Origin of the sequence: Larsenimonas suaedae (assembly GCF_023712105.1) — a bacterium.
In the GTDB taxonomy this organism is placed as follows: domain Bacteria; phylum Pseudomonadota; class Gammaproteobacteria; order Pseudomonadales; family Halomonadaceae; genus Larsenimonas; species Larsenimonas suaedae.
Window position 1 is genome coordinate 1,102,075 of record NZ_JAMLJI010000001.1, and the last position, 25,605, is coordinate 1,127,679.

The 25,605-nt window shown below is 61.5% G+C and carries 21 protein-coding genes and 3 tRNA genes; 10 read left to right on the plus strand and 14 right to left on the minus strand.

Features of this window, described 5'->3' with window-relative positions; all coding sequences use genetic code 11:
- Window positions 1-10 precede the first annotated feature (10 nt).
- The 10 genes from nadA to radD all read right to left on the minus strand — a co-directional run bounded on the left by nadA (window position 11) and on the right by radD (window position 7,877).
- Window positions 11-1,045 (minus strand): quinolinate synthase NadA, encoded by a 1,035-nt coding sequence (gene nadA, locus NAT49_RS05185; RefSeq protein WP_251591317.1) that lies wholly within the window; start codon window positions 1,043-1,045, stop codon window positions 11-13.
- A 101-nt stretch (window positions 1,046-1,146) separates the two neighbouring features.
- A complete protein-coding gene (locus NAT49_RS05190) occupies window positions 1,147-1,464 on the minus strand; it encodes an EscU/YscU/HrcU family type III secretion system export apparatus switch protein (protein ID WP_251591325.1) in 318 nt (105 codons plus the stop codon).
- The gene (fliK, locus tag NAT49_RS15055) at window positions 1,457-2,737 is read right to left on the minus strand and encodes a flagellar hook-length control protein FliK (protein WP_251591327.1); all 1,281 of its coding nucleotides are present in this window, start codon (window positions 2,735-2,737) and stop codon (window positions 1,457-1,459) included. Before fliK ends, NAT49_RS05190 begins: the two co-directional genes overlap by 8 nt.
- 223 nt (window positions 2,738-2,960) lie before the next feature.
- Window positions 2,961-3,036 (minus strand) — tRNA-Lys (locus NAT49_RS05200).
- 30 nt (window positions 3,037-3,066) lie between these two features.
- Window positions 3,067-3,142: transfer RNA gene (locus tag NAT49_RS05205), tRNA-Lys, on the minus strand.
- Between the two features lie 41 nt (window positions 3,143-3,183).
- A tRNA-Lys gene (locus NAT49_RS05210) sits at window positions 3,184-3,259 on the minus strand.
- 58 nt (window positions 3,260-3,317) lie between these two features.
- The gene (gene rluB / locus NAT49_RS05215; protein WP_251591329.1) at window positions 3,318-4,319 is read right to left on the minus strand and encodes a 23S rRNA pseudouridine(2605) synthase RluB; all 1,002 of its coding nucleotides are present in this window, start codon (window positions 4,317-4,319) and stop codon (window positions 3,318-3,320) included.
- Window positions 4,309-5,115: an SMC-Scp complex subunit ScpB gene (gene scpB, locus NAT49_RS05220; RefSeq protein WP_251591338.1), complete on the minus strand. Its 807-nt coding sequence runs from the start codon at window positions 5,113-5,115 to the stop codon at window positions 4,309-4,311. The genes rluB and scpB overlap by 11 nt, the downstream gene beginning before the upstream one ends.
- Window positions 5,105-6,046, minus strand: a complete 942-nt coding sequence (locus NAT49_RS05225) for a segregation and condensation protein A (protein WP_251591340.1) — start codon at window positions 6,044-6,046, stop codon at window positions 5,105-5,107. The genes scpB and NAT49_RS05225 overlap by 11 nt, the downstream gene beginning before the upstream one ends.
- A gap of 61 nt (window positions 6,047-6,107) precedes the next feature.
- Entirely contained in the window at window positions 6,108-7,877 is a 1,770-nt protein-coding gene (gene radD / locus NAT49_RS05230) for a DNA repair helicase RadD (protein WP_251591342.1), read from the minus strand.
- A gap of 83 nt (window positions 7,878-7,960) precedes the next feature.
- Here radD and NAT49_RS05235 point away from each other — a divergent pair, with 83 nt between their 5' ends.
- The 3 genes from NAT49_RS05235 (at window position 7,961) to NAT49_RS05245 (ending at window position 9,709) form a co-directional block, all read left to right on the plus strand.
- Entirely contained in the window at window positions 7,961-8,374 is a 414-nt protein-coding gene (locus NAT49_RS05235; protein ID WP_251591344.1) for a hypothetical protein, read from the plus strand.
- Between the two features lie 46 nt (window positions 8,375-8,420).
- Window positions 8,421-8,723 carry a putative quinol monooxygenase gene (locus tag NAT49_RS05240; protein ID WP_251591346.1) on the plus strand — a complete coding sequence of 101 codons (303 nt, stop codon included), beginning with the start codon at window positions 8,421-8,423 and terminating at the stop codon, window positions 8,721-8,723.
- A 77-nt stretch (window positions 8,724-8,800) separates the two neighbouring features.
- A complete protein-coding gene (locus tag NAT49_RS05245) occupies window positions 8,801-9,709 on the plus strand; it encodes an AraC family transcriptional regulator (RefSeq protein WP_251591348.1) in 909 nt (302 codons plus the stop codon).
- Between the two features lie 123 nt (window positions 9,710-9,832).
- Here the strand turns inward: NAT49_RS05245 and purL are convergent, their stop codons facing one another.
- The gene (purL, locus tag NAT49_RS05250) at window positions 9,833-13,729 is read right to left on the minus strand and encodes a phosphoribosylformylglycinamidine synthase (RefSeq protein WP_251591350.1); all 3,897 of its coding nucleotides are present in this window, start codon (window positions 13,727-13,729) and stop codon (window positions 9,833-9,835) included.
- 194 nt (window positions 13,730-13,923) lie between these two features.
- Here purL and mltF point away from each other — a divergent pair, with 194 nt between their 5' ends.
- Window positions 13,924-15,387 carry a membrane-bound lytic murein transglycosylase MltF gene (mltF, locus tag NAT49_RS05255; RefSeq protein WP_251591358.1) on the plus strand — a complete coding sequence of 488 codons (1,464 nt, stop codon included), beginning with the start codon at window positions 13,924-13,926 and terminating at the stop codon, window positions 15,385-15,387.
- A complete protein-coding gene (locus NAT49_RS05260) occupies window positions 15,344-17,302 on the plus strand; it encodes a GGDEF domain-containing protein (RefSeq protein WP_251591360.1) in 1,959 nt (652 codons plus the stop codon). The genes mltF and NAT49_RS05260 overlap by 44 nt, the downstream gene beginning before the upstream one ends.
- Before the next feature lie 6 nt (window positions 17,303-17,308).
- Here the strand turns inward: NAT49_RS05260 and tadA are convergent, their stop codons facing one another.
- The gene (gene tadA, locus NAT49_RS05265; RefSeq protein WP_251591362.1) at window positions 17,309-17,767 is read right to left on the minus strand and encodes a tRNA adenosine(34) deaminase TadA; all 459 of its coding nucleotides are present in this window, start codon (window positions 17,765-17,767) and stop codon (window positions 17,309-17,311) included.
- A 103-nt stretch (window positions 17,768-17,870) separates the two neighbouring features.
- On the opposite strand from tadA, the gene NAT49_RS05270 reads away from it, so the two are divergent.
- Entirely contained in the window at window positions 17,871-18,680 is an 810-nt protein-coding gene (locus tag NAT49_RS05270) for an acyl-CoA thioesterase (protein WP_251591364.1), read from the plus strand.
- A gap of 3 nt (window positions 18,681-18,683) precedes the next feature.
- Here the strand turns inward: NAT49_RS05270 and NAT49_RS05275 are convergent, their stop codons facing one another.
- Window positions 18,684-19,124: a DUF4385 domain-containing protein gene (locus tag NAT49_RS05275; RefSeq protein WP_251591365.1), complete on the minus strand. Its 441-nt coding sequence runs from the start codon at window positions 19,122-19,124 to the stop codon at window positions 18,684-18,686.
- Window positions 19,125-19,342: 218 nt separating this feature from the next.
- Here NAT49_RS05275 and NAT49_RS05280 point away from each other — a divergent pair, with 218 nt between their 5' ends.
- The 4 genes from NAT49_RS05280 (at window position 19,343) to NAT49_RS05295 (ending at window position 24,057) form a co-directional block, all read left to right on the plus strand.
- A complete protein-coding gene (locus tag NAT49_RS05280) occupies window positions 19,343-20,071 on the plus strand; it encodes a YebC/PmpR family DNA-binding transcriptional regulator (RefSeq protein ID WP_251591367.1) in 729 nt (242 codons plus the stop codon).
- A gap of 177 nt (window positions 20,072-20,248) precedes the next feature.
- Window positions 20,249-21,697 (plus strand): flagellin N-terminal helical domain-containing protein, encoded by a 1,449-nt coding sequence (locus NAT49_RS05285; RefSeq protein ID WP_251591369.1) that lies wholly within the window; start codon window positions 20,249-20,251, stop codon window positions 21,695-21,697.
- Window positions 21,698-21,838: 141 nt separating this feature from the next.
- Window positions 21,839-22,825 carry a nucleoid-associated protein gene (locus NAT49_RS05290; RefSeq protein WP_251591378.1) on the plus strand — a complete coding sequence of 329 codons (987 nt, stop codon included), beginning with the start codon at window positions 21,839-21,841 and terminating at the stop codon, window positions 22,823-22,825.
- A gap of 47 nt (window positions 22,826-22,872) precedes the next feature.
- Window positions 22,873-24,057 (plus strand): MFS transporter, encoded by a 1,185-nt coding sequence (locus NAT49_RS05295; RefSeq protein WP_251591387.1) that lies wholly within the window; start codon window positions 22,873-22,875, stop codon window positions 24,055-24,057.
- A gap of 74 nt (window positions 24,058-24,131) precedes the next feature.
- Here NAT49_RS05295 and NAT49_RS05300 read toward each other — a convergent pair whose 3' ends face one another.
- A complete protein-coding gene (locus NAT49_RS05300; RefSeq protein ID WP_251591389.1) occupies window positions 24,132-25,604 on the minus strand; it encodes a chemotaxis protein CheW in 1,473 nt (490 codons plus the stop codon).
- Window position 25,605: the final 1 nt, after the last annotated feature.

Sequence of the window (25,605 nt, forward strand, 5' to 3'; positions counted from 1 at the left end):
ACGACGCAAGTCAGCGCCCGCTTTTGAAGGCAAGCATCCGATCAAGCCCAACCAGCGCCTTAACCCGAACGGCCTCATCAACGGTGACTTCGCCAAGACCTTCCTTGAGGCACTGTTCGAGGTTGTCGAGCGCGTTCATCGCCATCCAGGGGCAGTGCGCGCAGCTTCGACACGTCGCCCCATTGCCGCCCGTCGGCGCCTCAACCAGCAGCTTTTCCGGTACCGCCTGCTGCATCTTGTAGAAAATACCGCGATCGGTTGCAACGATCAGCGTATCGTGCGGCAGCGCCTTGGCGGCGTTGATCAGTTGAGAGGTGGACCCGGTTGCATCGGCAAGGTCCACCACCGACTGAGGTGACTCCGGATGCACCAGCACCGCCGCATCCGGGTAGACACGCTTGATGTCGAGAATGCCCTTGGCCTTGAACTCCTCATGCACGATACAGGCGCCGTCCCACATCAGCATGTCAGCGCCGGTCTGCTCAGCCACATAGCGCCCCAGATGCTTGTCGGGCGCCCACAGCACTTTCTCGCCCTTTTCATGCAGGTGCGCGACCACATCGAGCGCAATCGCCGAGGTGACGACCCAGTCGGCCCGCGCCTTGACCTCGGCCGAGGTATTGGCATAGACAACCACGGTTCGATCCGGATGAGCGTCGCAAAAGGCCGAGAATTCCGCCGCGGGGCAGCCGATATCCAGCGAGCAGGTCGCCTCGAGCGTCGGCATCAATATTCGTTTTTCAGGCGAGAGCATTTTCGCGGTCTCGCCCATGAAGCGCACGCCGGCAACGACCAGCGTGCTAGAGGGGCTTTTAGAGCCGAATCGGGCCATTTCAAGCGAGTCAGCCACGCAGCCGCCGGTGGCCTCGGCAAGCGATTGCAGCACGTCGTCGGTGTAGTAATGCGCGACCAGGGTCGCATCGCGTTCGATCAGCAGTTGTTTGATGCGCTCGATCTGGCGCTTTTGATCGGATGAGCTCGATTGAGGGGTATAGGGACGCACCAGATGCTCACGCACCTGATCGCGATCAAGCAGTTCGGTCATGTGTCTATCACTCCGATATGCGGGGGCTCCCCCCACAGGTCATGAAGGCTTGCCCGCTATCCGCGACAAGCTACCCGAGGCTCATGGTACGCCCGGGATCGTCAAACCGCATCATCGTTTGGTCGAAGCTCCTCGGTCTCAGGCGCGCTGGATAGCTGCTGCTCAAGCGCATAGACCCAGGCAAGCACTTCAGCAATCGCCCGATAAAGCTCCGGCGGAATGCGCTCATCCAGATCCACGCGCATCAGGAGATCGACCAGCTCCTCCGAACGATGCACATAAAGTCCATGCTCCTCGGCCCGCTCTAAAATGGCCTGCGCCGTGGTGCCATACCCCTTGGCCACCACGCGCGGGGCAGCGTCGCTTGCGTTATAGCTGATCGCGGCGGCGCGCTGTTCACGGGGAGACGACTCACTCATTGGCTGCCTCCTCATGCGCATCATCGGGCGCCTTGATATCGATACGGCGTGGATTGAGACCCGCCGCCGCCATAAGGTCCATCAACTGCTGACGCGCAGCGGTAAGCTGGTCGATGGCGCGCGTCTGAGACGCCTGACCGCGAATGGCAAGCCCATCGCCGGTCATTTGAAGCTCGAAGTGAAGCGCTCCAAGCGTCGGGAGCTCGAGCGACAGCGTCGAGCGCCACGCACTCGCCTCGCCGTCCTCCCCAGAACGCGAATTCTCATCGTCGTCTCTATAGAGCGAATCATGCTCGGATAGCGGCCGCTGCTCGGCGATGTCGATCAATACCGGAATCTGTGGCGTCAATAACGTTTCGATACGAACGGTCTGGGTAGTCAGACTTTCAAGCTGATGACTGATCACCCGATGCGTCGCCTCATGAGCAATCGTTCGCACATCCATCCTGGGCGCAGCCGCCGTATCAGTTGCGTTCTGTGCCTGCCCAGCAGCACCGCCCTGGGCAGCTGAGCCCGCAGGCGCAGCCCCCTGACTCGCGGCGGCCATCGGCGCGGCTGTTGCCTGGGCGCCCCCGGCAACGGGTGCCGCGGGCGCACCGGGAAGCGCCGAGCCCGCGGCCTGGCCCGGTGAGGCAGGCGTCGACGATGTGACGGGCGTAGAAGTTGATAACGGCGAACCCGCCTGACCGCCTGGCGCCGCACGCGCATTCGTCCAGGGCGGCAACTGACCCTGAGGCTCACGTTTTAACTGCGCGGTCGGCCATTCCCCTTTGAACCACTTGGCAAGATGAGCCTCGTAGAACACGCCGCTTTGAGAGACCTGCTGCCTAAGTGCCTGCGCCATGGTCTCGGGGGCCGGCGTCTTGCCACCGCCAATCAGGGCGCTGGACGCCACGTTGACAGAAGTCTTGACGTCGCCGTAACGAGCCAAAAGCGTCGACAGCGTCTGTCCTTCCTGGGAAAACCGAAAACTCACTGACCGAGGCGAGTTCTGGTTCACGCTCGCCTGATCCTTGGGCTGGAGTCGCTCATAGAGCCCGGCCTCCGGCGCGCCACGCTGGGTGCTGGCCGAGCGGTTCGAGGTTAAATCGGTTTGAATCTGCGGGGGCCGATTCAAGTGCTCCTGACCGGGCTTCAGGCCCTGATCGCCTCGAATGGCGTTGACCGAGAGCACCTTGTTCTGCGCGCCCTCAGCGCTGAAGCGCTCCATCTGAGCCCGGCGCCCCAGCACCTGGTGCATCAACGTATCGATTAACGGTGTGATCACACTCACGGCAGTGCCCCGATTAAAATATGGAGGGGCCGAGAAAAACATCTCGGCTGTTCGATCAAGTATCGACCAACACAGCACCGGACTGAAGTGGCAAAAGGCGATTGACGGACGGGAAAACACGCTACAGCAGAAAAGACAACCACCCGGCGCCATGGCGTCCCGCGCGATCAAGACAGCCAAACGCAGAAAGCCCCGACCTCTTTCGAGATCGGGGCTTTGAGTCTGGTGGGTCGTGTAGGATTCGAACCTACGACCAATTGGTTAAAAGCCAACTGCTCTACCAACTGAGCTAACGACCCATACAAGGCACATGCGCGCCTACGGTCGGATGGTGGGTCGTGTAGGATTCGAACCTACGACCAATTGGTTAAAAGCCAACTGCTCTACCAACTGAGCTAACGACCCCGACCGAAACGTTGAGAGCGCCACCACTGACATTGATCAAGTGGTGGGTCGTGTAGGATTCGAACCTACGACCAATTGGTTAAAAGCCAACTGCTCTACCAACTGAGCTAACGACCCGCTCAACGCGGCGCAAATATTACTGTTATTCGCCTATCGATGCAAGCACTTATCGAAATTAACGTTTGCGACTCGGCGGGGCGTTTCGGGCGGAACTCTTCGACGAAGGTCGTCCATTGCCGCGCGAGTCACCGCTTTTCGACGACCCACCGCGCGATTCCCCTCGCTTCGATGAGCCGCCGCGCGACTCACTGCCTTTCGATGGACCACCGCGCGATTCCCCTCTTTTCGATGGGCCGACACCCCGAACCGGGCGACGCTTGTCCTTGTCGCGGCTCCAGCGGTTTTTCTCGTCAGGCGTAAGCTCCGGCACGCGCTTGGCCTCGATACCGGCAAGGTTTGAAAGCTCGTCGACCTCTTCCTGTGTCAGTTCGGTCCACTCGCCGGCCTTGGCCCGCTTATCCAGGAAGATATTGCCGTAACGCACGCGCTTGAGCCGGCTGACCGTCAGCCCCTGGGATTCCCAGAGCCTTCGCACTTCACGATTGCGCCCTTCAAGGATCACGACATGAAACCAGGTGTTGATCCCTTCACCGCCGAATTCCTGCACGTCGGTAAAGTTCGCCGGGCCATCCTCGAGCATGACGCCCTCGACCATGGCCTGTACCTGCGCCTGGGTCGCATTGCCCATGACGCGAACCGCGTACTCCCGCTCGACCTGCATCGAGGGGTGCATCAGTTTATTGGCGAGCTCACCATCGGTGGTAAACAGCAGCAAGCCACTGGTGTTGATATCAAGCCGGCCAACCGCGATCCAGCGCTCACCCTTGAGACGCGGGAGCCGGTCAAACACCGTGCGGCGCCCTTCAGGGTCGCGCCGCGTGCAGAGCTCACCTTCGGGCTTGTTGTACATGATGACGCGCCGCGGCGTTTCATCCATTGTCTTGAGCGTGACCGGTCGGCTATCGAGGCTGACCTGATCGCTCGGCCCGATGCGGTCACCCAGCTGGGCCGTCTTGCCGTTGACGCTAACGCGCCCCTGTGAAATCGCACCTTCCATTTCCCGGCGCGAGCCGAACCCGGAGCGGGCCAATACTTTCTGCAGTTTTTCAGTCGTCATCGCTACTCTTCTCATCATCGTCCGTCTCGTCGTCGCCGTGGTCTTCACGGGCCTGACGACGCTCGTTCAAACGCTGCCCCAAGGCGGCAAAATCCAGCGATGATCGCGTGGACGCCTTCTCGGCGTGATCCTCCCTCTCGGCGACGTTCACCGATGAGGCAGTGGGGGGCGTTTCGGGCAACGCGTCTGCGTCACCCTCGTCAGGCAGGCGCTCGGAAGCGTCATTTTCGCGACCGTCATCGCCTGCCTGCTCTGTCGCTTCGAGTTCGTGCATCGGCGGAAGTTCATCCAGCGTACTCAACCCGAAGTCGTCCAAAAATGTTCGTGTGGTGGCGTACACGGCCGGCCGGCCCGGCACATCCCGATGACCGATCACCCGCACCCAGTTGCGCTCGGTGAGCGTTCGCATGATCGAGGCACTGACCGACACGCCACGTACGTCCTCGATGTCGGCCCGGGTGACCGGCTGACGATACGCGATAAGCGCAAGCGTCTCCAAAAGGGCCCGCGAATACCGCTGCGGTCGCTCCTCCCAGAGCCTTGAAATCCAGGGCGAGAGCCGCTGGTGAACATTTAACCGGTAGCCTGACGCCGTGTGTGACAACGATAGCGCGCTGCCCTCAAGCGTACTGGCCAGCCGGTCCAGCGCCGCCTTGAGCTCGAGCCGGGTCGGCCGCTCATGGTCATCGAACACCGCCTCCAGCCGCTCGAGCATCAGCGGCTCGCCCGCCGCCAGCAATACGCCCTCGAGAATCTGCTCGAGGGTAATGTCCTCACGACTCACATTACTCCCCATCTCGTGACACTTCGTTGTCGATGGCCGGCACTTCGAAGGCCGGTTCATCGTCGGGGCTGCTGTCCCCCTCATCCGTTTCACCGCCGTCGCTCGCTATCCGCGCCCGCACATGGATCGGCGAGGTCGGCGTGTTCTGTACGATCTCGAGCAACCGCTCCTTGGCAAGTTCCAGAATCGCCATGAACGTGACCACCACGCCAGCCCGCCCTTCCTCGAGCGTGAACAGCGCCTCGAACGCAACGAATCCCTGCCCGTCGAGCCGAGTCATGACCGCCATCATTCGTTCACGTGTCGACAGCGTTTCGCGGGAAATCTGGTGCGACTGAGTCAGCGATGCCTGGTGCATCACGTGCTTCAGGGCACCAAGCAACGCATCGAGCTCGACATCGGGGTAGATGACCCGAGGCTCGATGTCAGGAAGGCCAACCTGCGGCCCAAACCAGTCGCGCCCCTGTCGAGGCAGCGTATCGAGGGTCTCTGCGGCCTGCTTGATCTGTTCGTATTCCTGAAGCCGTCGCACCAGCGTCGCGGTAGGGTCCTCTTCATCCTCGTCTTCCCCTTTCGGCGGGCGCGGCAGCAGTGTGCGCGATTTTATCTCGGCAAGCATCGCTGCCATCAAGAGATACTCCGCCGCGAGGTCAATGCCTGAGACCTCCATCAGCTCCACATACTCGATGTACTGATGGGTAACCGCCGCCACGTTGATCGCAAGGATGTCCAGATTCTGACGCCGAATCAGATACAAAAGCAGATCAAGCGGCCCCTCGAAGGAATCCAGAAAGACCCTGAGCGCCTCAGGAGGAATGTAGAGATCTTCAGGCAGTTCGGTGACCGGCTCATCGTTGACTCGGGCAAGCCAGGCACGCGGCGCTTCATCTACGGCACGGGCGTTGACCGGGTCACTGTTTTGAGCCGAGGGCGTGTCACTCATGACGGGGTATCAGGTCCAAACGGCAGGAAAAACGCATTGTACCAGTGTATCGACTCATGCGTCAGGAAGCGCTGTCCGCGGTTCGAAATCGCCCTTCATAATCAAAGAGTTTTTCTCGAATGTTCCAGTACCGACCGACTTTCCTCGCAATGACGAAATCCGGCGCGCGCACCTGATCGCGCCGGGCCACCATGTCCTCGCACGAACCCGGCACCCATGTCTCGCCCGGAACGCGGCGGTGCGCCCGCAAAAACGCCCGCTCGAACGCGTGGCGCTGTGGGCCGGTATCGAGGGCAAACCACTCCTCAAGGGTCGCGCCGTCCTCGTCGTGATAGACAACCTTCAGCCGCGTCATCCCGCGACCGTTGGGGGTCGCCACAAGCTCCATCCCCGACACGCGCAGTACCTTGGCGTCCTTGAGCTTCAGGGCGTCACGAAGTTTGGTGTCGGCATCGACCAACAGCGTCTGGCAGGCATGGCACTGCCTGGCGGCAATGTCGGTTTCCGCCCCGCACTGCGGGCAGGTCTTGAACCGGAAACGGTAATCGCATTGAATCCGCTTACCCGTCTCGGTCTCGACCAGGCCCTGACAGCGCCGGCCGTAGTGCTCAAGCAGCACGTCACCGTCCATCTTGCCCCAGAACATATTGGCGAATGTGCACTGAGGGCACGTTACCTGAACAAGCTCGGTGTCGCCGGCGGGCTTGGGCGCGGCAAGCTCCGGCTCGTACAATCCCCAGGGGTTGCCGGCGTAATCGAGCACCAGGCAATCCTTCTTGTCCGGCGCCAGCCGAAGCCCACGCCCCACAATCTGCTGATAAAGCCCGACCGACTGGGTCGGACGCAAGATCGCGATCACGTCCACATGCGGGGCGTCGAAACCCGTCGTCAATACCGACACATTGACCAGGTACTTGAGCTGGCGCGCTTTGAACGCCTCGATCAGGCGCTCACGCGCGTCCCCAGGCGTTGCCCCGGTAATCAGGGCCGACTCATCAAGGGGCAGATAGCCAAGCACTTCTTCGGCGTGGGCAACGGTCGCTGCAAAGATCATCACCCCGGAGCGGTCCCGGGCACGCTCGAGCACATCCTCGATGATCCGCGGCGTCGCCCGATTGCCCTGCACCACCCGATTCAGTTCGGCCTCGCTCGGCGCCGAGCGGTTGCCATACACAAGGTGGGAAAAATCGTAGTTGGCGATCGGTGCATCGATCAGCACCGGCTCGCTGAGATAGCCCTGGCGCACCATCACTCGAAGGGGCTGCTCGAACACACAGTCACGAAAGAAGGCGTCCTCGGGCCCGCGCACCATGCCATGATAATGGCGGTGATAGATCGCGCCATGGCCGAGCCGAAACGGCGTCGCCGTAAGCCCCAGCACCTTGAGATCGGGCCGGGCCGCCCTCAAATGCTCAATCACGCGCTGGTACTGTGACGCACGCTCTGTATCTTCCGTGATCGCCACGCGGTGGCACTCATCGATCACTAAAAGCGTGAAATCACCGCCCTCGAATGCCTCGAGACCGTTGGCAACCGACTGGACGGAACCAAACACCACCTGCCGGGCGCTGTCCTTGCGAGAAAGGCCGGCGCTGAAAATGTCGGCCGATAGCCCATAGGCCTCGTATTTGGCGTGGTTTTGCTCGACCAGCTCGCGAACGTGGGCGAGCACCAGCACGCGCCCACGCGCCAGCCGGGCAAGCTCGGCGATCACCAGACTCTTGCCACTGCCGGTTGGCAAAACGACGACAGCCGGGTCGCTCGACGTCTTGAAGTGGCGCACGACCCGACGCACGGCTTCCGTTTGGTAAGGGCGAAGCGCTAAAGACATAATGAACCTGGACACCACAACAGACCGGGGCCCATGATGAAGCCGGCCGAGCCATGAAACAAGCGGCACCACCAGGAGAACGCATGGAGCCAAACCCCAATCTGGCGCGCTACCTAGCGCCTCTGGACGCACACGGCATCGAAAGCGAGGTGGTCGACCCCCACGCTGCCCGGCTGATCAGCGACGACATCGAGTTCATGCTGGTCGTTGCCGACGATGAGCCGGCGTTCTTCCAGCTGATATTGCCAAACGCCTGGCAGACCTCGGCCGACGACGACAGCGCCATTCTGCTCGAGGCGGCCAACGATGTAATGAACGCCATCAAGGCCGCCAAGATCGTCCTGCACAGCGAGGGCCTGCACCTGAGCGTCGAGCAGTTCGTCAGCGGCCCCGATCAGGGCGCCGCCCTGCTGCCTGGGCTGGTCGAGCTTTTGAAAAGCGCCACCGGCGAGCTTCATGAGCGCCTCGGCATGGGCCATGCCCCGCGCATTCACTGAGCATATTTTCACCCACTTATTCTCCACTATCAGAAGGGAACCCCTCGTGAGCACTTCAGCCGTCATCATGACCCAACGCTACACCGTCGCCTCCGACGCCCTGGATGACTTCCTGGCGATGGCCCGCCACGACGCCGATGAATCACTCGCGTTCGAGATCGGCTGCGAACAGTTCGAGCTCGATACCGCAGGCGACGGCGACACTGTCGTGACCTTAACGGCCCGCTTCACCGACCGCGCCGCCTTCGAACACCACACGCACATGCCCCACTATTTGCCCTACCGTGACGGCGTTAACGCGATGCTGACCGCCCCGCTCGAACACCACGTCGAGCCTGCCAGCGCGTGAGCCCACCCGCGCCCGAAAGATCGGGCGCGCCTCCGGCAAGGCCAAGCCCGTCTCAAATGCTTGAGGACACTTCCAGCATGCGTGCCACCAAGGACAGCCCGTCGTTGAACGGCCAGCGGCTCGAGCGCCTGATCGAGCGCATCGATACCCACGCCAGGCAGGAAGGGATTCAGCCGACCTCGATGGCCGCGCTTCAAACCATGCGCCTGCACACAAGCCAATCGCGCCAGCCCCAACTCTATGAACCGGGTCTTGTGATCATCGCGCAGGGGCGAAAGTACGCCCACTTGAGCGACCGCACGCTGTACTACGGCGCCGGGCATTACCTGATTCAGGCCATGCCACTGCCGTTCGAGTGCGAAACGCTTGCCAGCGCGGATGCCCCGCTACTGGGGCTCTTGATCCGCATTACTCCCGAGCGGCTGACCACACTGGTTCGGCACCTGCCACCGCCAGCGCCCGAGCCGCCCTACCCGATGGAAGCCATCGCACTCGACGATACGCTGATCGAGAGCCTGCTTCGCCTGCTCGACTGCCTCGATGACCCGGTCATGGCGGCGGCGCTCGGTGAGGACCGCCTGCGGGAAGCCATCTTTCACGCGCTACGCGGCCCCCAGGGCGACGCGCTCAAGCACCTGCTCTATCAGCAGGGACAGCACGCCTACGCGCGGATCGGACGCGTGCTCGAGCACATTCAAACCCGGTTCGATGAGGCGTTTTCGGTCGAGGCGCTGGCGCGTACCGTCCACATGAGCACGTCCGCGTTCTATTCCCATTTCAAGCAGATCACCGGTCTGTCCCCGCTCCAGTATCAAAAGCAGGTGCGACTCCTGAACGCCCGCCGCCTGCTGGCCCAGGCCGAACAGAACGTGAGTTCGGTTGCGCGCACGGTGGGGTATCTGAGCCCGTCCCAGTTCAGCCGGGAGTACAAGCGCTACTTCGGCGTGTCCCCTCAAAAGGATGCTCGCCCCGCGCCGGCGGCCTGACGACTGCGCTCCTCGATTGACCAGATCACCTCGCACCCGAAACAAGCGCGCCCGAAGCAAATGAGCCCCAAACGAAAAGGGCCGCACTGGTGTGCGGCCCTTTCAACGCTGATGCGCGGCGTATTAATTAAGCCAGGTCCGTGCGTTACGGAACAGACGCATCCAGCCCCCGTCCTGAGTCCAATCATCCGGACGCCAGGAGTTGGTGACCGCCCGGGCAACCCGCTCCGGATGGGGCATCATGATGGTGACTCGTCCATCCGTGGTCGTAAGGCCGGTGACCCCCGACGGCGACCCGTTGGGGTTGGCCGGATAACGCGTGGTGATCTGGCCGTGGTTGTCGATGTAGCGCATCGCCACCAGGCCGCTGTCCTGAAGCGTTCGAAGCTGGTCACTCGAGGCCTCGACCCGACCTTCGCCATGAGCGACAGCTACCGGCAGGCGTGAGCCTTCCATACCGTTCAAAAACAGCGACGGCGAGGACTCGACCTGAATCATCGAAACGCGCGCCTCGAACTGCTCGGACTCGTTGCGAACGAATCGCGGCCAGTGCTCGGCGCCCGGAATCAGCGATTTAAGCTGCGACAACATCTGACAGCCGTTGCACACGCCAAGCGCCAGGCTGTCGTCTCGGTTGAAGAACGCCTCGAACTCATCGCGTGCCCGGTCGTTGAACAGGATCGACTTGGCCCAGCCGCCGCCGGCACCGAGGACGTCACCGAACGAGAACCCGCCACAGGCCACCAGCCCCTGCATCTCGGCAAGCGAAACGCGACCGGCAAGCACATCGCTCATGTGCACATCGATGGCCTCGAAACCAGCGCGGTCGAACGCCGCCGCCATTTCCATGTGACCGTTGACGCCCTGCTCACGAAGCACCGCCATTTTCGGACGAGCGCCGCTATTGATGAACGGGGCGGCCACATCCTCATCGACGTCAAACGACAGCTCCGCGAACAGACCCGGGTCGCGCGCGTCCAGCAGGCTGTCGTACTCGGACTTGGCGCACGCCGGGTTGTCGCGGCGCGCCTGCAGCTTATAGCTGGTCTCAGCCCAGATGCGCTGAGCTTCCACGCGTGTGGATTCGATTAAAGGCTCCCCGAAGAGCGCCACACGAATCACGTCGTCCTCACGCGGGTGCGCCACCACCCCACAGGCGCCGTCAAACCCTGCCGCATTGAGCTGGGCCAGCACCGCCTCGGTGTCCTTGCGGCGGACCTGAACCACGGCACCGAGCTCTTCACTAAAGAGCGCGTTGGTGGCCTCGGCCGGCGCCTCGGCGAGCCAGTCGAGGTTGATGTCGAGGCCGACATGGCCTGCAAACGCCATTTCGACCAGCGTGGTCAACATGCCGCCGTCGGAGCGGTCGTGATAGGCCAAAAGCGCGCCGTCGGCGTTCAGGCCCTGCATGACCGAGAAAAAGGCCATCAGGTCTTCAGGGTCATCAACGTCCGGCGTCTCGGCGCCGAGCTGACCGTAGACCTGAGCCAGCGCCGAGCCGCCGAGGCGATTCTTGCCGCGGCCGAGATCGATCAGAATCAGATCGGTCTCGCCTTCACCGCGCTTGAGCTCCGGCGTCAGCGTCTTCATGGTATCGGTGACTGGCGTAAAACCGGACACGATCAGCGACAGCGGTGAGGTCACCGCCTTTTCACGGTCGTCATCGTTCCAGGCGGTACGCATCGACATCGAGTCCTTGCCGACCGGAATCGCAAGCCCAAGCGCCGGGCACAACTCCATGCCCACGGCGTGAACCGCCTCATAAAGCGCCTGGTTTTCGCCCGGATGGTCCGCAGCGCTCATCCAGTTGGCCGAGAGCTTAATGTCGGAAAGCCGTTCGACCGGCGTGCCGGCGAGGTTGGTGATGACCTCGGCCACCGCCATTCGAGCCGACGCCGGCGCCGAAATCAGCGCGGCCGGTGTTCGCTCACCCATCGCCATCGCCTCACCCGCATGGGTGTCGTAGCCTGCTGTGGTCACGGCGCAGTCCGCCACCGGCACCTGCCAGGGGCCGACCATCTGATCACGCACCACCTGCCCTGTGATCGAGCGGTCACCGATGGTGATCAAGAAGCTCTTGGACCCGACCGCCGGCAGATGCAGCACGCGGGTCATCGCCTCGTGAAGGTCGAGATTATCGAGCATGACACCGGCAAGCTCATGCGACTGCCGAGTGAACTCACGGTGCATCTTGGGCGTCTTGCCAAAGAGCAGGCTCATCGGCAGGTCAATGGGCGAGGTATTGAAGTGCCCATCCCTTACTTCCAGATGATGCTCTTCCAGCGCCTCGCCGACGACGGCGTAGAGGCAGCGCTCACGCGCGCACAGCGCGTCGAAGGCCTCGAGCTGCTCGGGCGCCACCGCCAGCACGTAGCGCTCCTGCGCTTCGTTGCACCAAAGCTCCAGCGGGCTCATCCCGGATTCGGCGCTTGGAATGTCTCTGAGCTGGAACAGCCCACCCCGGTCGCCGTCCTTCACAAGCTCCGGCAAGGCGTTTGAAAGGCCCCCGGCGCCGACGTCGTGAATGAACCGAATGGGGTTGTCGTCACCCATGCCCCAGCAGCGGTCGATGACTTCCTGAACACGCCGCTCCATCTCGGGGTTTTCACGCTGAACGGAGGCGAAATCAAGGTCTTCGCTGGACTGGCCCGAGGCCGTGCTCGAGGCCGCGCCGCCGCCAAGGCCGATCAGCATGGACGGCCCGCCCATGACGATCAGCTTGGCCCCAACCGGAATCTCGCGCTTGTCCACGTGGCCGTCACGGATGTTGCCGTAGCCGCCGGCCAGCATGATCGGCTTGTGATAACCCCGACGTTCGACGCCGTTGCCGCTGATCACGTCGTGCTCGTAGGTTCGGAAGTAGCCGTTGAGGTTGGGCCGGCCGAACTCGTTGTTGAACGCGGCGGAGCCGATCGGCGCCTCGATCATGATGTCCATGGCGCTCTTGATGCGCCCGGGCTTGCCGTAGTCGAAGGCCTCCCACGGCTGGACGAAATCGGGAATGCGCAGGTTCGAGACCGTAAAGCCGGTCAAACCCGCCTTGGGCTTGCCGCCAATGCCGGTGGCGCCCTCGTCTCGAATCTCACCGCCGGCACCGGTCGCGGCACCAGGGTACGGCGCAATCGCGGTCGGGTGGTTGTGGGTTTCCACCTTCATCAGGATGTGAATCGGTTCCTGATGATAGCCATACGTGTGCGTATTCGGCGCCGGGAAGAATCGGCCGGCCGTCACGCCCTTGATGATCGCGGCGTTGTCACTGTAGGCAGATAACACGTTCTCGCCGTTTTGCTGATGGGTGTTGCGAATCATCTTGAACAGCGAGTGCGACTGAGCTTCGCCGTCGATCGACCAGGAGGCGTTGAAGATCTTGTGCCGGCAGTGCTCGGAGTTGGCCTGGGCAAACATCATCAGTTCGACGTCGCTCGGGTTACGTCCAAGCTGGCCAAAGGCCTCGATCAGGTAATCGATTTCGTCGTCGGCAAGCGCAAGCCCCAGGGTTCGGTTGGCCAACTCCAGTTCACCGCGCCCACCGCCGATAACATCGACAAAGGCAAGCTCGCGCGGCGGCTGTTCCTCGAACAGACGCTCGGCCTCGCTGGCCTCGGCCAGCACGCTTTCCGTCATACGGTCGTGCAGGTGACCGAGCACGGCATGCACGGTCTGGTCATTCGGTTCGGTTTTGAACGTGATATCGTAGGCGATGCCCCGCTCGATGCGGACCACACCGTCCAGGTTGCAGTTACGCGCGATCTCGGTGGCTTTCGATGACCACGGAGATAACGTGCCCAGCCGGGGCACGACCAGTACGTGATGACCAGAAGCCTCAGGCACATCGACGCGGGCATCCAAAAGCGAGGTCAAGCGCGCCAGGGCCGCCTCGTCGAGGTCGCGCCGAGTGGCAATGAAGTACGCGTATGTCGCGTCAAGATGGTCGATCTCGGCACCCGTTTCGCGTAACACGCTCAACAATTTGGCATGACGAAAGGAAGAAAGGGCACTCGCGCCTCGCAGTTCGAGCATGACGAAGGAAGCCTCTGCAGCAGCATGAATGAAAAGTCATTGTCCCGAAGGTCTCGGGTCGCGGGGGGCATGATACTCGAAAGCCGCCGTCGAGGCGAAACGAGATGTCGTGCTGGCGCGACAATGCATCCCTTTCACGCAGGAGCCCAAGCCCCCGTGACGCCTCACGCATTCAATGCCTTCGGTACCCCATCATGATCGGCGCCCTTCAACGCTGGCTTTTGAAAGGCTCGCCGGGCCTGATGCCGTTTCTGGCCATGGCGGGGCTCATGGCGATCCCGGAACACGCGTTCGTGAAGCGCGACGCCAGTCTCGAGCCGATCAAGAAACGCGAGTTTCTGCAGGTCTACAGTCGCAACACGCCAACCTCGTTCTATGAGGGGCGCCAGGGCTCGACCGGCTTTGAATACGAACTTTTTCGCCGCTTCGGTGACCGGCTTGGCGTTCGCCTGGCGGTCGACCGCGAACACAATATCGCGGGCGTGCTGAGCGCCGTACGTCACCACGACGCGGATCTGGGGGCGGCGGGCCTGCCGCTCGCGCCGGGCACGCCCGGCGTCCATTACAGCAAGCCCCTGATGAACGCACAGCCGCTGGTGATCTATCACCGCGGCGACCGACGCCCGACAACGCTTGAGGATCTGGCTGATCTCGACGTGGTCGTCCTGGCGAACTCAGGGCCAGACAAGGCGCTTCGAAAGGCTCAAGACCAGCTGCCGACACTGAGCTGGAAAGAAACCTCGACGCTTGAGGTCACCGACCTCATGCAACTGATCAACGACGGCCGACTGGACGCCGCCGTGATCTTCGACCATCAGTTCCGGCTAAACAGACTGTTTTACCCTCAGGTCGAAAACGGCTTCCCGCTTGGTCCGCCTCAATCGCTGGTGTGGGCCTTTCCGGCGAAGGGAAGCCTCGGCCTGGTCGAGGCGGCCAACCGATTCATCGACCAACAGCGAAGCTCAGGCCGCCTTCTTGCGTTGATTCATCAATACTTCGGCGAGGACAATTACCTCGAATACGTCGGTGCCCGCCGGTTCAATCACCAGATCAAGACCACCCTGCCCCGCTACGAGGCCCTGTTCAAAGAGGCCAGTGACGACACCGGGCTCGACTGGAAGCTTTTGGCGGCGCTTGGGTATCAGGAATCGCACTGGAATCCGAACGCCGTCTCGCCGACCGGCGTTCGCGGGCTTATGATGCTGACCCGACCAACGGCTCGCCGAATGGGTATTGCAAACCGGCGAGACGCCGCTCAAAGTATCGACGGCGGCGCGCGCTACCTGAAAAGCATCAAGGCGCGGCTGCCGGATGGCCTTGAAGAGCCTGACCGTACCTGGGCGGCACTTGCCTCCTACAACATCGGGCTTGGCCACATCCTCGACGCACGAAAACTGGTTCGGCTTCAAGGAAAGAACCCGGACACCTGGGAGAACATCAAGGCCGCACTGCCGCTTCTTCAGAAACGCCATTGGTACCAACAGGTATCCCACGGCTACGCACCTGGACATATCGCGGTGTATTACGTTCGAAATATCCAGCGCTATTACGCCATGCTCGATTACGTGACCCGTAATCAGCGACGGTTTTCACCACCCAATCGCATCAAGGACGATGACAAGCTCCCTGATTTCAATACTGTCCCGCCGATGGACTGAGTTCTCGCAGCTTGTTGCTGCGTTGCTCATTGTCGGCGCATTCGGACTGGAACCGACTCTGTCCAATGGGCTGCTCTGTTTCGGCGGTCTGCTGTATCCAGCACTTGGACGGCCCTTGTTCCGCGCACGCCCCCGGCTTTCGCGCGCGCTCAACGTCGGTTATCTGGCGTTGATCGTTCCGATACTTGCCTGCTACGTGATGCCAACCAGCTGGGTCAATCAAGAGCAGTGGCACACCCTTTTCGACCGCGTAAGCCTAGGCCACCTGACGTATTACGACCAACCGGCCCTGATCGGGCTGCTGGCGATCATTTTGTTGGCGTTTTACCGGAACGGCGGACGTTTTGCGCGGCTCTGCGCGCCGATGATCATCGTCATGGCGATCACGCTGCTCACGCTTCAGTTCTATCTGCAGGCAAACGACACGCTGCACGAGGTTCGGCCATTGCCGCTGCCGCTGCTGGCCGGCCTTCTTTTGATCGCGCTGTCGAAAATCGACCCACGCCTTCTGAGACGGCGCTATCACCCCTACCGCCCGACGTTTACTGCGCTGATTCTTGGGGCGTTTGTCATGAGCACCTCGCTTGTGTACTGGCATTATCAGAACGTTCAAATGCAGTACCGCTTGAACAGTGACTCTCGAACCATCAGTAACGATGTCCTCGAGCAGCTCGATCAGGCGCTGGAAAGCCACGATCAGTCGATGGAGCACCTCAACCGCATCTGGAACATGCTGGATCAGGCGCCGACGCAGGCTCAATGGCAGGCGATCGTATCGATCTACTTCGATACGTTCACGTTTGAAAAGGCGCTGGCCTTCGTTTCGCCTTCCGGCGTGATCGAGCGCTACCAGAGCCGCGGAGCGGCACGCGATGACGTCATCGGTAAACCGCTCAGCGCGGTGGCCCCGCCCCTTGATGCCCATGAGCCGGACTTTTCACCCACCGCCTCAAGCGATACCCAGATCGTGCTGCTGGATGGTCAGGTGCCAAGCCTCATGTATTACTTTTCAAGCCATTCCCAAAACGGCCATGTGATCGGTGCCACCGTCAGCATTCTAAGCATCCCGGCGCTGCTGGATTCATTGAACGGTTATCTTGCCGAACACCGGGTCGCACTGAGCGTCATCCTCAAGGGCGACACGCTCTATAGCCGAGCCCCGAGCGAAAAGGTCAGCGATCTTCGCTACTGCAACATGCTTGCCATCGGCGACGCCGGACTGACGCTTTGCACCGCACCGACCCAGAGATGGCTTGCAGACGAGCATGGCAACCTGGCCGATATCGTACTGGTCACCGGTCTGGTCTTCGCACTGATGACCTTCGCGCTTGTGCGCCTCAACCGGCAGATCAACGATCAGCGTCACAAGGCGCAAAAGGCCAAGGCCCGGCTCGAGCAGGAAATCGAGCAGAGAAAAACCCTTCAGTATCAGGTGGAGTGGTTGGCCCATCACGACGAACTGACCGGCCTTGCCAACCGGCGTCACTTCATCCATCAGGTTCAAAATCACCCGTCACGCGCCATCGCGGTCGTCATGATCGACATCGATCACTTCAAGGCCATCAACGACCGCCTCGGCCACCATCAGGGCGACCGTTTCCTGAAAGGAATCGCCTCGGCGCTTTCAAGCTCGGTGTCACGCTACCAGGGCTCGCTTGCCCGCTACGGCGGGGAAGAGTTCATCGCGCTGTTCGCCCAGCACGAGCTCTGCCCAGGCGCACTCGAAAAGACCGTTCGCGCGGCCGTGGACGCCACAGGGCTGATTCATCCGCTGACACAACGCCCGGTGACGGTCAGTCTCGGCGTGGCCCTGGGATTTCAGGAAGACATCGAGCAGTTGATCATTCGTGCCGATGAAGCGCTTTACCTTGCCAAGCAACAGGGACGAGATCGGTTGGTTATTGCCGAGGCCTGACCCGGTTCACTCTCCGCGACGCGTCTTGAAGAACTCGGTCAGAAGTCGCTTGCAGGGCGTGGCCAACACCCCGCCCTGATGGTTGACCCGATGGTTGAACCAGGGTTGATCGGCGAGATTCGCCACCGAGGCCAGCATGCCGGTACGCGGTTCGCGGGCGCCATAGACCACGCGCTCAATGCGGGCATGGATCATCGCCCCCAGGCACATCATGCACGGCTCGAGCGTGACATAGACCGTGCATCCCTGAAGCCGGTAGTTACCGCATTCGGCCGATGCCGCTCTCAGCGCCTGGATTTCGGCATGGGCGGTCGGGTCGTGATCACGGCGCGGCGCGTTGTACCCCGCCCCGATGATCACGCCTTCGGCGTTGACGATCACCGCCCCGATCGGCACTTCTCCTTCGGCCAGAGCCAGACGCGCCTGATCCAGCGCACGGTGCATAAAGAATTCATCACGAGCCATCTACGCTACACTTTCGCTAATTCATGAGCCCCCAGTGTACTCGACCCGGTGGGGCGTCATCATGACCGTTCCTGTTCTTACATCGATGTTTTCGGAGTTGATCATGTCAGACCCGCTCGACACCCTGACCCGGCTCATGAGCCCGGCGCCGCTTTCTTCCGACCGCTTTCAAGGCCAAAGCCAGGATCTGGGGCTGCCTCAACTGTTTGGCGGTCAGGTACTGGGGCAAGCCCTCTACGCCGCCCAGGACAGCGTCAACGACGACCGGATCGCCCACTCGCTTCACAGCTACTTTATCTCAGCCGGTGATCCGCACCTGCCGGTCGATTACGCCGTCGAATCCCTGCGCGATGGCGGCAGCTTTTCGACACGCCGCGTCGTCGCCACCCAGAGCGATACCACACTCTTTATCTGTAGCGCATCGTTTCAGCGCACAGAATCCGGCCTTAGCCATCAGAATGATCACGAGGCACTGACCATGCCGGAGGATCTGATCGATGCAGGCGCAGAAGTGACCCGCTATCCGGGCCAGCACCCCATCGAGTTTCTAAACGTTCCCACGACCGAGCCCACGCGCCATCAGCACTGGTTTCGACTCAACGGGCACACCCGGCTGACGCCGGTACTCTCTCAGGTGCTTCTGGCCTACTGCTCGGATTTCTACCTGCTCGCCACCAGCCTGAAGCCCCACGACCGCGATTTTCGCGACCGCGACCTTCAGATCGCAAGCCTTGACCACGCCCTCTGGTTCCACGAGCACGCCGACCCGACCGACTGGCTCCTGTTCGATATGACAACGTCCTGGACTGGTGGCGGGCGTGGCCTGTGCCAGGGCGTAATCTATAACCGCGACGGTTCGCGCGTGGCCACCGTCATGCAGGAAGGCCTTATCCGGGTGAAAAGCGCGTCCTGAGACTTACTTTGACTGGCGCTTCTTGTGCGCCTCCTTGAGCGCCTGATAGTGCGGGTCATCCTTGGCCTTTTTCAGATAACTCATGAATATTTCGGCAGAACGGGCTTTTTCGGGATCGTGATAAGGCGTGTCATCTATAAGCTCATTTGTTTTCGCGTTCTTGCGTCCGCCCTTGTTGCGGGCGTAGCGCTGTGAGCGGGTATAGCCCATCTGAAGGTACTTGCGGGCCATGTCCATACCGACGAACTCATCGCGCTCACCGTAGTCCAGAAACTTTCCGTAGATCGTCTTCGCGGACTGCTCGGCAACATCCGGGGTCTTGAACTGCCAGTGCGGCAACAGCTCCCCCTTGTAGGGTTGAACCTTGAAGACGCCCTGCTCTCCGCGGCCAATGCGGTACTCTTGCGGATGGGCGCGATAATCGATCGGGTCCTCGACACTCATGGGCACTCCCTTGCCATGATGAACGTTTTAAGGCCCCAGGCCGCGAAGGCTTTTGGGCACAGGCAGTACAGGCACTAACGCCTTTCGGTTAAAGGTAGACCCACTCGCCCGGAACGCACGACCTCGTTGCCTCACCAAGGCTTTTGCGTGCACAGGGCTGCCAAGCCTGGGTAACTTAAGTAGAATCCCTTTTTTCACTCACGTGATGGACACACGACATGGGCAGAGCCTTTCAAAACCGCAAAGAGTCCATGGCCAAGACGGCTGCGGCCAAGACCAAGGTTTACAGCAAGTATGGCCGGGAAATTTACGTTTGTGCCAAATCCGGCGGCGTCGACCCAAGCAGCAACCTCTCGCTTCGCAACATGATCGATCGCGCCAAGAAGGATCAGGTGCCCACGCATGTCATCGACAAGGCGATCGACAAGGCCAAGGGCGGCGGCGGCGAAGACTATTCGCCAGCGCGCTACGAAGGCTTCGGTCCGGGCAATTGCATGGTGATCGTCGAATGTCTGACCGATAATCCCAACCGCAGTTACGGCGATGTTCGGGGCGTGTTCACCAAGAACAAGAGCAAGATCGGTACTCAGGGTACTGTCAGCCACATGTTCGATCACTGCGCGATCTTCTCGTTCGCAGGCGAGGATGAAGAAGCGGTGCTCGAGGCACTGATGGACGCCGACGTCGACGTCACCGACATCGAATCCGAAGACGGACATATCACGGTTTTCGCCCCGCATACCGATTACGCAAAAACCCGACAGGCGCTGCAGGACACGTTCGAGGGCGTCGATTTCGACACCGATGAAATCCAGTTTTTGCCGCAGACCACAACCGCCATCGCAGGCGATGACGTCGCGCAGTTCGAGAAGTTCATCGACATGCTCAATGACCTCGAAGACGTGCAAAACGTCTACCACAACGCCGAGTTGCCCGAGGAACACTGAGCCGCTCGGGGCCCGTGCACGGCGCGGGCTCCTCGCTTGCCAAAGATTGACGCACGCCGTTTTCGGCCGTGGCCCTTGTTTGATACGGACAGCACCTGCCGCCACGCAGCTCGCTCAAGTTTCGCCTGAAGTTGCCGCTAGTTGGGGAAGACACCCATTAGCGTGATAATAACTACTATGGCGACGATCTCAACGAATCTGCTTTCGCTGTCCACCCAACAGCATCAGATGCGTGCACAGAACCAGTTGTCGAAGGCCATCGAACGACTGTCCACCGGGCAACGCATCAACGCCGCATCCGACGACGCGGCCGGTCAGGCCAAGGCGAATCGCATGACGGCCAACATCAACGCCGACCGTCAGATCGGCCGCGGCATCAACGATGGCATCAGCCTTGCACAGACCGCCGAAGGCGGGCTCGACGGCATCAACGGGCTTTTGCAGCGCGCCCGTGAACTGGCCGTGCAATCGGCCAACGGCACGCTGTCGGACGATGACCGCGCCGCCATCAACCGGGAGTTTTTCACCCTGCGCGATGAGATCGACCGCATCGCCGCAGGCACCGAGATATTCGGCAAGACCCCGCTTGCCGGCGAGCCGGAGCTGACCGGCACGCCGCTTGGCAATACGCCTCATGTGGTCGATGTCTTCGACGACGGCAGCCAAAGCTATTCATCAGGCGTCAAGGCCATCGCCTACGTGCCGGCCGGGACAACCAATTTCCAGCTGACCATCAACTCCTACAATCAGGATGATGACCTGCAGGTGTTCACCGCCGACGGCAAGCACCTGGTGGGTACACCCCTTGAGGGCGCAACGGCTGACTATACCTGGTCTCACAACGGCGTCACCGATCGCGCGACCGCCACCAGCCAACTGCTGACCGAGGCCGATGGTTTCGACAGTGGCGCCACCTACGACGACAGTAATTTCGTCGACGCCACCGGCAGCTACAACAGCGGCGGCGCGGTGACCAACACCTACAACGGCATGACCATCACCTACACCGGCGATGGCGATCGAACCGCGGCGACCACGGATGGCGAATTCAATAACGGCCGCCTCAACGGCTCCGAGGCCTCTCAAACCGTCGAACGGATCAGGGTGGATACCGTCAGCGAAAACCTTCTGCTGTTCGTGTCCGGCGAAGGGTCTTTCACCGCCAATGCCACCTGGGACACGCTCCCGGAAACCCAGTACGCCAACGGTGAAACACCGTTCAACACCGATACCGAGATCGTCATGAACGCCGATTACGGTCAGGCGCTCGACACGCTGACCATCGAATCGACCCCGGCCGACAGCGAGGCCCTCGGCATCGCCGGCACCGCCCTCGACCCGATCGAGAAAGCCCGCGAGGCCCTTGCCGAGCTGGATTCCGCCATGCTTACCGTCGATGGCTACCGAAGCCAGTACGGCGCGATTCAGAACCGGCTTGAGGGCGCGATGGATGCGGCCGCGAACCGGGCAACGATTACCGAAGCGGCGCGCTCACGCATCATGGACGCGGACTATGCGGTCGAGACCTCGAACATGACCCGGGCACAGATCGTGAGCCAGGCGAGTAACGCCATGCTCGCCCAGGCCAATCAGACGCCGGAAGCCATGTTGAGCCTGCTCCGGTAGCACACGCCCGTCCCGGCCTCCCCGGCCGGGCGGCTTTTTGGCTTTCAAAGCCCGGGGACATGATCGGACACCGCTGTACACCGGCCTCGACGTGACTGCTATCATCGCGCCCCGACCATACGCCATACGGACGCTGCCACCATGCCGATTCTCAACAGTTCGATGCATCGCCTTGTCGATGCCGACGATACCCTTACTCTGGAACCGGCCTCCGACGAGCAGCCGCTGGATAGCCGACTCGACACCCTGCTCAATACGGTTCTGCACGCCTTCAATGGCAAAAGCCGCGGCTTTGGCCACGCCGATACGCCGCCGGCCGACGGTACGCTTTTGGGCCAGCTTTCACACTACCGCGCCGAGCGCATCGACTTCATGACGCTTTCCACTGAGGTGGGCCGTTCGCTGGTCGCCGCACTCGGCGAACAGCTTCGAGGCGACGGTTATCTCTGGGTCGTACACTACCGCCATGGCGACACCGAGTACGTGGCCATCATGCAACTGCTTCGTCGTGAGGGGCTTTCGCTTGATGACTCGGGCAACCTCACGACGCAAAGCTTGATCAACACCAGCCAGTTGCCGCTTGCCGTACGTGTGGATCTGACCCAATGGGCCCGCGAGGGCAGCCGCAATTACGTGGCGTATCTGAAGGCCAGCAAGAAACTCGTCGAGGCTCTGACGCCCTGGATCGGGTGTGAGGAAGGCGCCGATGCCGGTAATGAGACGCGCACGCTGCTCAAGGCGTTCAGTGATTTTGTCGAGCAGGAATCGTTCGATGACACCCAAAGCCGCGAATCCACCGACGCGGTGGTCAACTACGCAAGCGATCAGGCCGCTGCGGGCGAGCCGATGGCTCTTGACGATGTTTCCCGGCTGGTCGATGAAACGCGCCCCGAGGCCTTTTTCGACTACATTCGAAACAGCGATTACGGCCTGTCTCCCGATGTGCCCGCCGACAAGAAGACCATCAATCAGTTCAAGCGCTTTACCGGGCGCGCCTCCGGCGTCTCGATCAGTTTCGACTCGCACCTGCTCGGCGACAGCATCGAGTTCAACGAGGCCCAGGATCGGCTCATCATCAAGAAAATTCCGGAATCACTAAAAACCCAGTTACTGGACCGCAAACGCTAAGCGCCCGCTACGCTGTGTGAATGACCTTTTCACACAGGGAGTACGCCATGCACCGCTCGAACGCCATTGCCCTCGGTGGGGCACTGGCCACCGCGATTTCATTTGGCCCGGCGCGCATGGGGTTCGGTCTGTTTCTGCCGCAGTTTCGCGAAGAATTCACGATCTCGACCCAGCAGGCGAGCTTTATTGCCAGCGCCGGCTTCGCCGGTTTTTTTGTGGCGCTGCTTCTCGCCTCACTTCTGGTCGCGCGCTGGGGCCCGAAGTGCGCGGTAGTGGCCGGCGCCGCGTCGGCTACCCTTGGCATGGCAATGATCAGCGTGTCGCAGAGCCCGCTGTTTTTAGCCGCAGGCGTGGTCGTCGCCTCGGCAAGTGCCGGCTTTTGCTGGTCACCGTTTAACAACGTCGCCCGCCGGGGCGTCGCATCAACCTACCGGAACCGAGCGCTTGCAATCATCAGCACAGGCACCACCGGCGGGATCGCGCTGGCGGGCCTGACTGCGCTCTGGGTTGCCAGTGCCGATCAGGGCTGGCGCACGGCCTGGGTCTTGTTCTCGCTGGCCGCGCTGGTGGCTGCCCTTGCCAACCTTCGCATCCTGAAGCACCTGCCCGACCCGCCCGTGGATGACCCACGCGATGAAGACACCTCGCTCAAGCAGCTGCTCCATAAACGCGGCATGCCGCTCTACATCATCGCGCTGTCGTTCGGCATGACCAATGGCATTTATCTTTCATTCGCGGTGACCGAGGTCGGTGAGGCTGGCGGCCTACCGGGGCTCAAGGAGGCGCTGTCAGGGCCGGTGCTCTACATGAGTTTCGGTGTGGCCGGGCTCCTTGGGCTATTTACGGCCGAGCTCAATCAGCGCCTAGGGATTGCCGCTCTGGTCGCGGGCATCTTTCTTGCCTCTACTGTCTCGCTGGCGCTTATTGGCGTCGCGCCGGCCACGTGGGCGGGGCTTATCGTCTCGGCAGCACTTCAGGGCATGTGCGTGATGATGTTGAGTGCGATCTATTCCTTCTGGAGCACCAATCTGTTTCCCGCACTGGCAACGCTTGGTTTCACCGCCGTTCTGACCGTGTTCGCGTTCGGAAACATTGTGGGGCCAATGCTTGCCGGGGCGCTTGAACCGCTGACCGGCATGAGTGGCGTATTTCTGTTGTCGGCGGCCGTCTCGCTGGCTACGGCGCTCGCATTCGTGCTCCGCCACATTCGCTCGGGCAACGCCGCTGCATAAGGCGCACGTCCCTTAAACGCCCTGAATCGCAAGAGGATTGGGCTGAGTCAACGCATGATCGTGAGCGCACTCGGTTATGAAAGCTCGTCACTCACTAGAGTGCAGTTGACGTCTTCAGCCTCATCAGCCATCAGCTTGGCCAGTGCCTGAAGGCACAGTACCGACAGTACTTTCTGATGACTTCCACGCCCGATCGAGACCAGTCGCTTGCAGCGCTCGATCGGCGGCGCGCCGGTCTTGTTATCACCCCGCCATTGAATGATGAGGCTGTCCGAGGGCGCGTCGATGTATTCGATGCGCCGCGTCGTATCGATCATGAACCCGATCAAGAAACGCTCGCAGCGAACCACCAGCACGTGTGAGGCGGGTTCAGGGGTCACGATGCCCAGCAGCCGACGCAGGTCCACCAAATTGACCGACTGCCCTCGCAGCGACATGCTGCCGACCCAGCCACGCTCGACATCAGCCGCCGGCAGATACGTCTCCGGCATGGCAATGACCTCCTCGAGCTGATAAAGCGGGGTCACGAACTGCCCCTGCGCCTTGAAATGCATGAACGGAAACCGCCGCCAGGGCGTATGGCCTATTCCGGAGGGCTGTTCGACACGGGCATACATGCCAGCGATGCCAGTGAGATCGTTTATCTGGGCAAGCCCCGTTTCCGAAACCAGCAGGGACTCCCCAAGCGACGCGTGAGGCAGCAGTCCCGTAAATAGATCTTGGTCCTGTGAGGAATCGGCCAGAGGCAGAACGGCCGCCTCCTCGAACTCCACCATACGAATCACCCGGTCGACAAAAATCGCGAAGCGATAGCCATTGACCGCCAATACCACCATCGACTTCCCCTGCTGGCCAGCAGGCGCCCGATACCCCAGAAGACGAAGCGGGCTGAACAGCGCAAGCGACGTTCCGCGAAGCTCGACCGTTCCCACAAAGCCCGGAACGTCGATTACCGGCGGATGCACTGTGGGCCGCGCTTGAATTTCACGCACCATGTGCGATGGCAGGGCAAGCTGCATATCGTGACAGCCGACCAAAAGCGCCTGTGACCGTGTGCTCGCGCCAACATGGGCGGACACATCGACGGTGTCCTGCTCGATGGAGGTGACCTGAATGCCCTCGAGCGCCAGCAGCGCATCGACGTCCAGTAGATATACGGGTTCGCCGCTGTCGGGGTCAGTCAGTGCGGCCGGGGTCAGCGCTGCCGCGGCGGTATCGTCCTGCCCAAGTGGCTCCGGCACCGCATCGACCACGTCCATCACTCGATCGACCCGAAGGGCCACCAGCTGACGTTGGTGCTGGAGCACGATCAGCACGGCAGGCCCAGTGGTTGCCGGCAGCGCCAACAGCGCACACAGATCGATCACCGGCAGTCGAAGTTCACGCAGGCGCACCATGCCAAGCACAAATGGCTGTGCCCGCGGCGCCCGTGTCAATTGGTCGGGCAAGGGCACGATCTCCTGCACGGACGCGATCCTGAGCGCCAGGCGACTGCCGCCAACCTCGAACAGACAGAACCGGTCAGGTACCGCCTCTGCACGGCGCATG

Coding starts and splice junctions, on each gene's coding strand:
- NAT49_RS05285 (WP_251591369.1), top strand. CDS start 20,249: ATGGCGACGATCTCAACGAATCTGCTTTCGCTGTCCACCCAACAGCAT.
- rluB (WP_251591329.1), bottom strand. CDS start 4,319: ATGACGACTGAAAAACTGCAGAAAGTATTGGCCCGCTCCGGGTTCGGC.
- NAT49_RS05275 (WP_251591365.1), bottom strand. CDS start 19,124: ATGAGTGTCGAGGACCCGATCGATTATCGCGCCCATCCGCAAGAGTAC.
- NAT49_RS05235 (WP_251591344.1), top strand. CDS start 7,961: ATGGAGCCAAACCCCAATCTGGCGCGCTACCTAGCGCCTCTGGACGCA.
- NAT49_RS05190 (WP_251591325.1), bottom strand. CDS start 1,464: ATGAGTGAGTCGTCTCCCCGTGAACAGCGCGCCGCCGCGATCAGCTAT.
- NAT49_RS05245 (WP_251591348.1), top strand. CDS start 8,801: ATGCGTGCCACCAAGGACAGCCCGTCGTTGAACGGCCAGCGGCTCGAG.
- nadA (WP_251591317.1), bottom strand. CDS start 1,045: ATGACCGAACTGCTTGATCGCGATCAGGTGCGTGAGCATCTGGTGCGT.
- radD (WP_251591342.1), bottom strand. CDS start 7,877: ATGTCTTTAGCGCTTCGCCCTTACCAAACGGAAGCCGTGCGTCGGGTC.
- NAT49_RS05295 (WP_251591387.1), top strand. CDS start 22,873: ATGCACCGCTCGAACGCCATTGCCCTCGGTGGGGCACTGGCCACCGCG.
- NAT49_RS05280 (WP_251591367.1), top strand. CDS start 19,343: ATGGGCAGAGCCTTTCAAAACCGCAAAGAGTCCATGGCCAAGACGGCT.
- NAT49_RS05270 (WP_251591364.1), top strand. CDS start 17,871: ATGTCAGACCCGCTCGACACCCTGACCCGGCTCATGAGCCCGGCGCCG.
- purL (WP_251591350.1), bottom strand. CDS start 13,729: ATGCTCGAACTGCGAGGCGCGAGTGCCCTTTCTTCCTTTCGTCATGCC.
- NAT49_RS05225 (WP_251591340.1), bottom strand. CDS start 6,046: ATGAGTGACACGCCCTCGGCTCAAAACAGTGACCCGGTCAACGCCCGT.
- NAT49_RS05260 (WP_251591360.1), top strand. CDS start 15,344: ATGACAAGCTCCCTGATTTCAATACTGTCCCGCCGATGGACTGAGTTC.
- NAT49_RS05300 (WP_251591389.1), bottom strand. CDS start 25,604: ATGCGCCGTGCAGAGGCGGTACCTGACCGGTTCTGTCTGTTCGAGGTT.
- mltF (WP_251591358.1), top strand. CDS start 13,924: ATGATCGGCGCCCTTCAACGCTGGCTTTTGAAAGGCTCGCCGGGCCTG.
- NAT49_RS05290 (WP_251591378.1), top strand. CDS start 21,839: ATGCCGATTCTCAACAGTTCGATGCATCGCCTTGTCGATGCCGACGAT.
- scpB (WP_251591338.1), bottom strand. CDS start 5,115: ATGGGGAGTAATGTGAGTCGTGAGGACATTACCCTCGAGCAGATTCTC.
- tadA (WP_251591362.1), bottom strand. CDS start 17,767: ATGGCTCGTGATGAATTCTTTATGCACCGTGCGCTGGATCAGGCGCGT.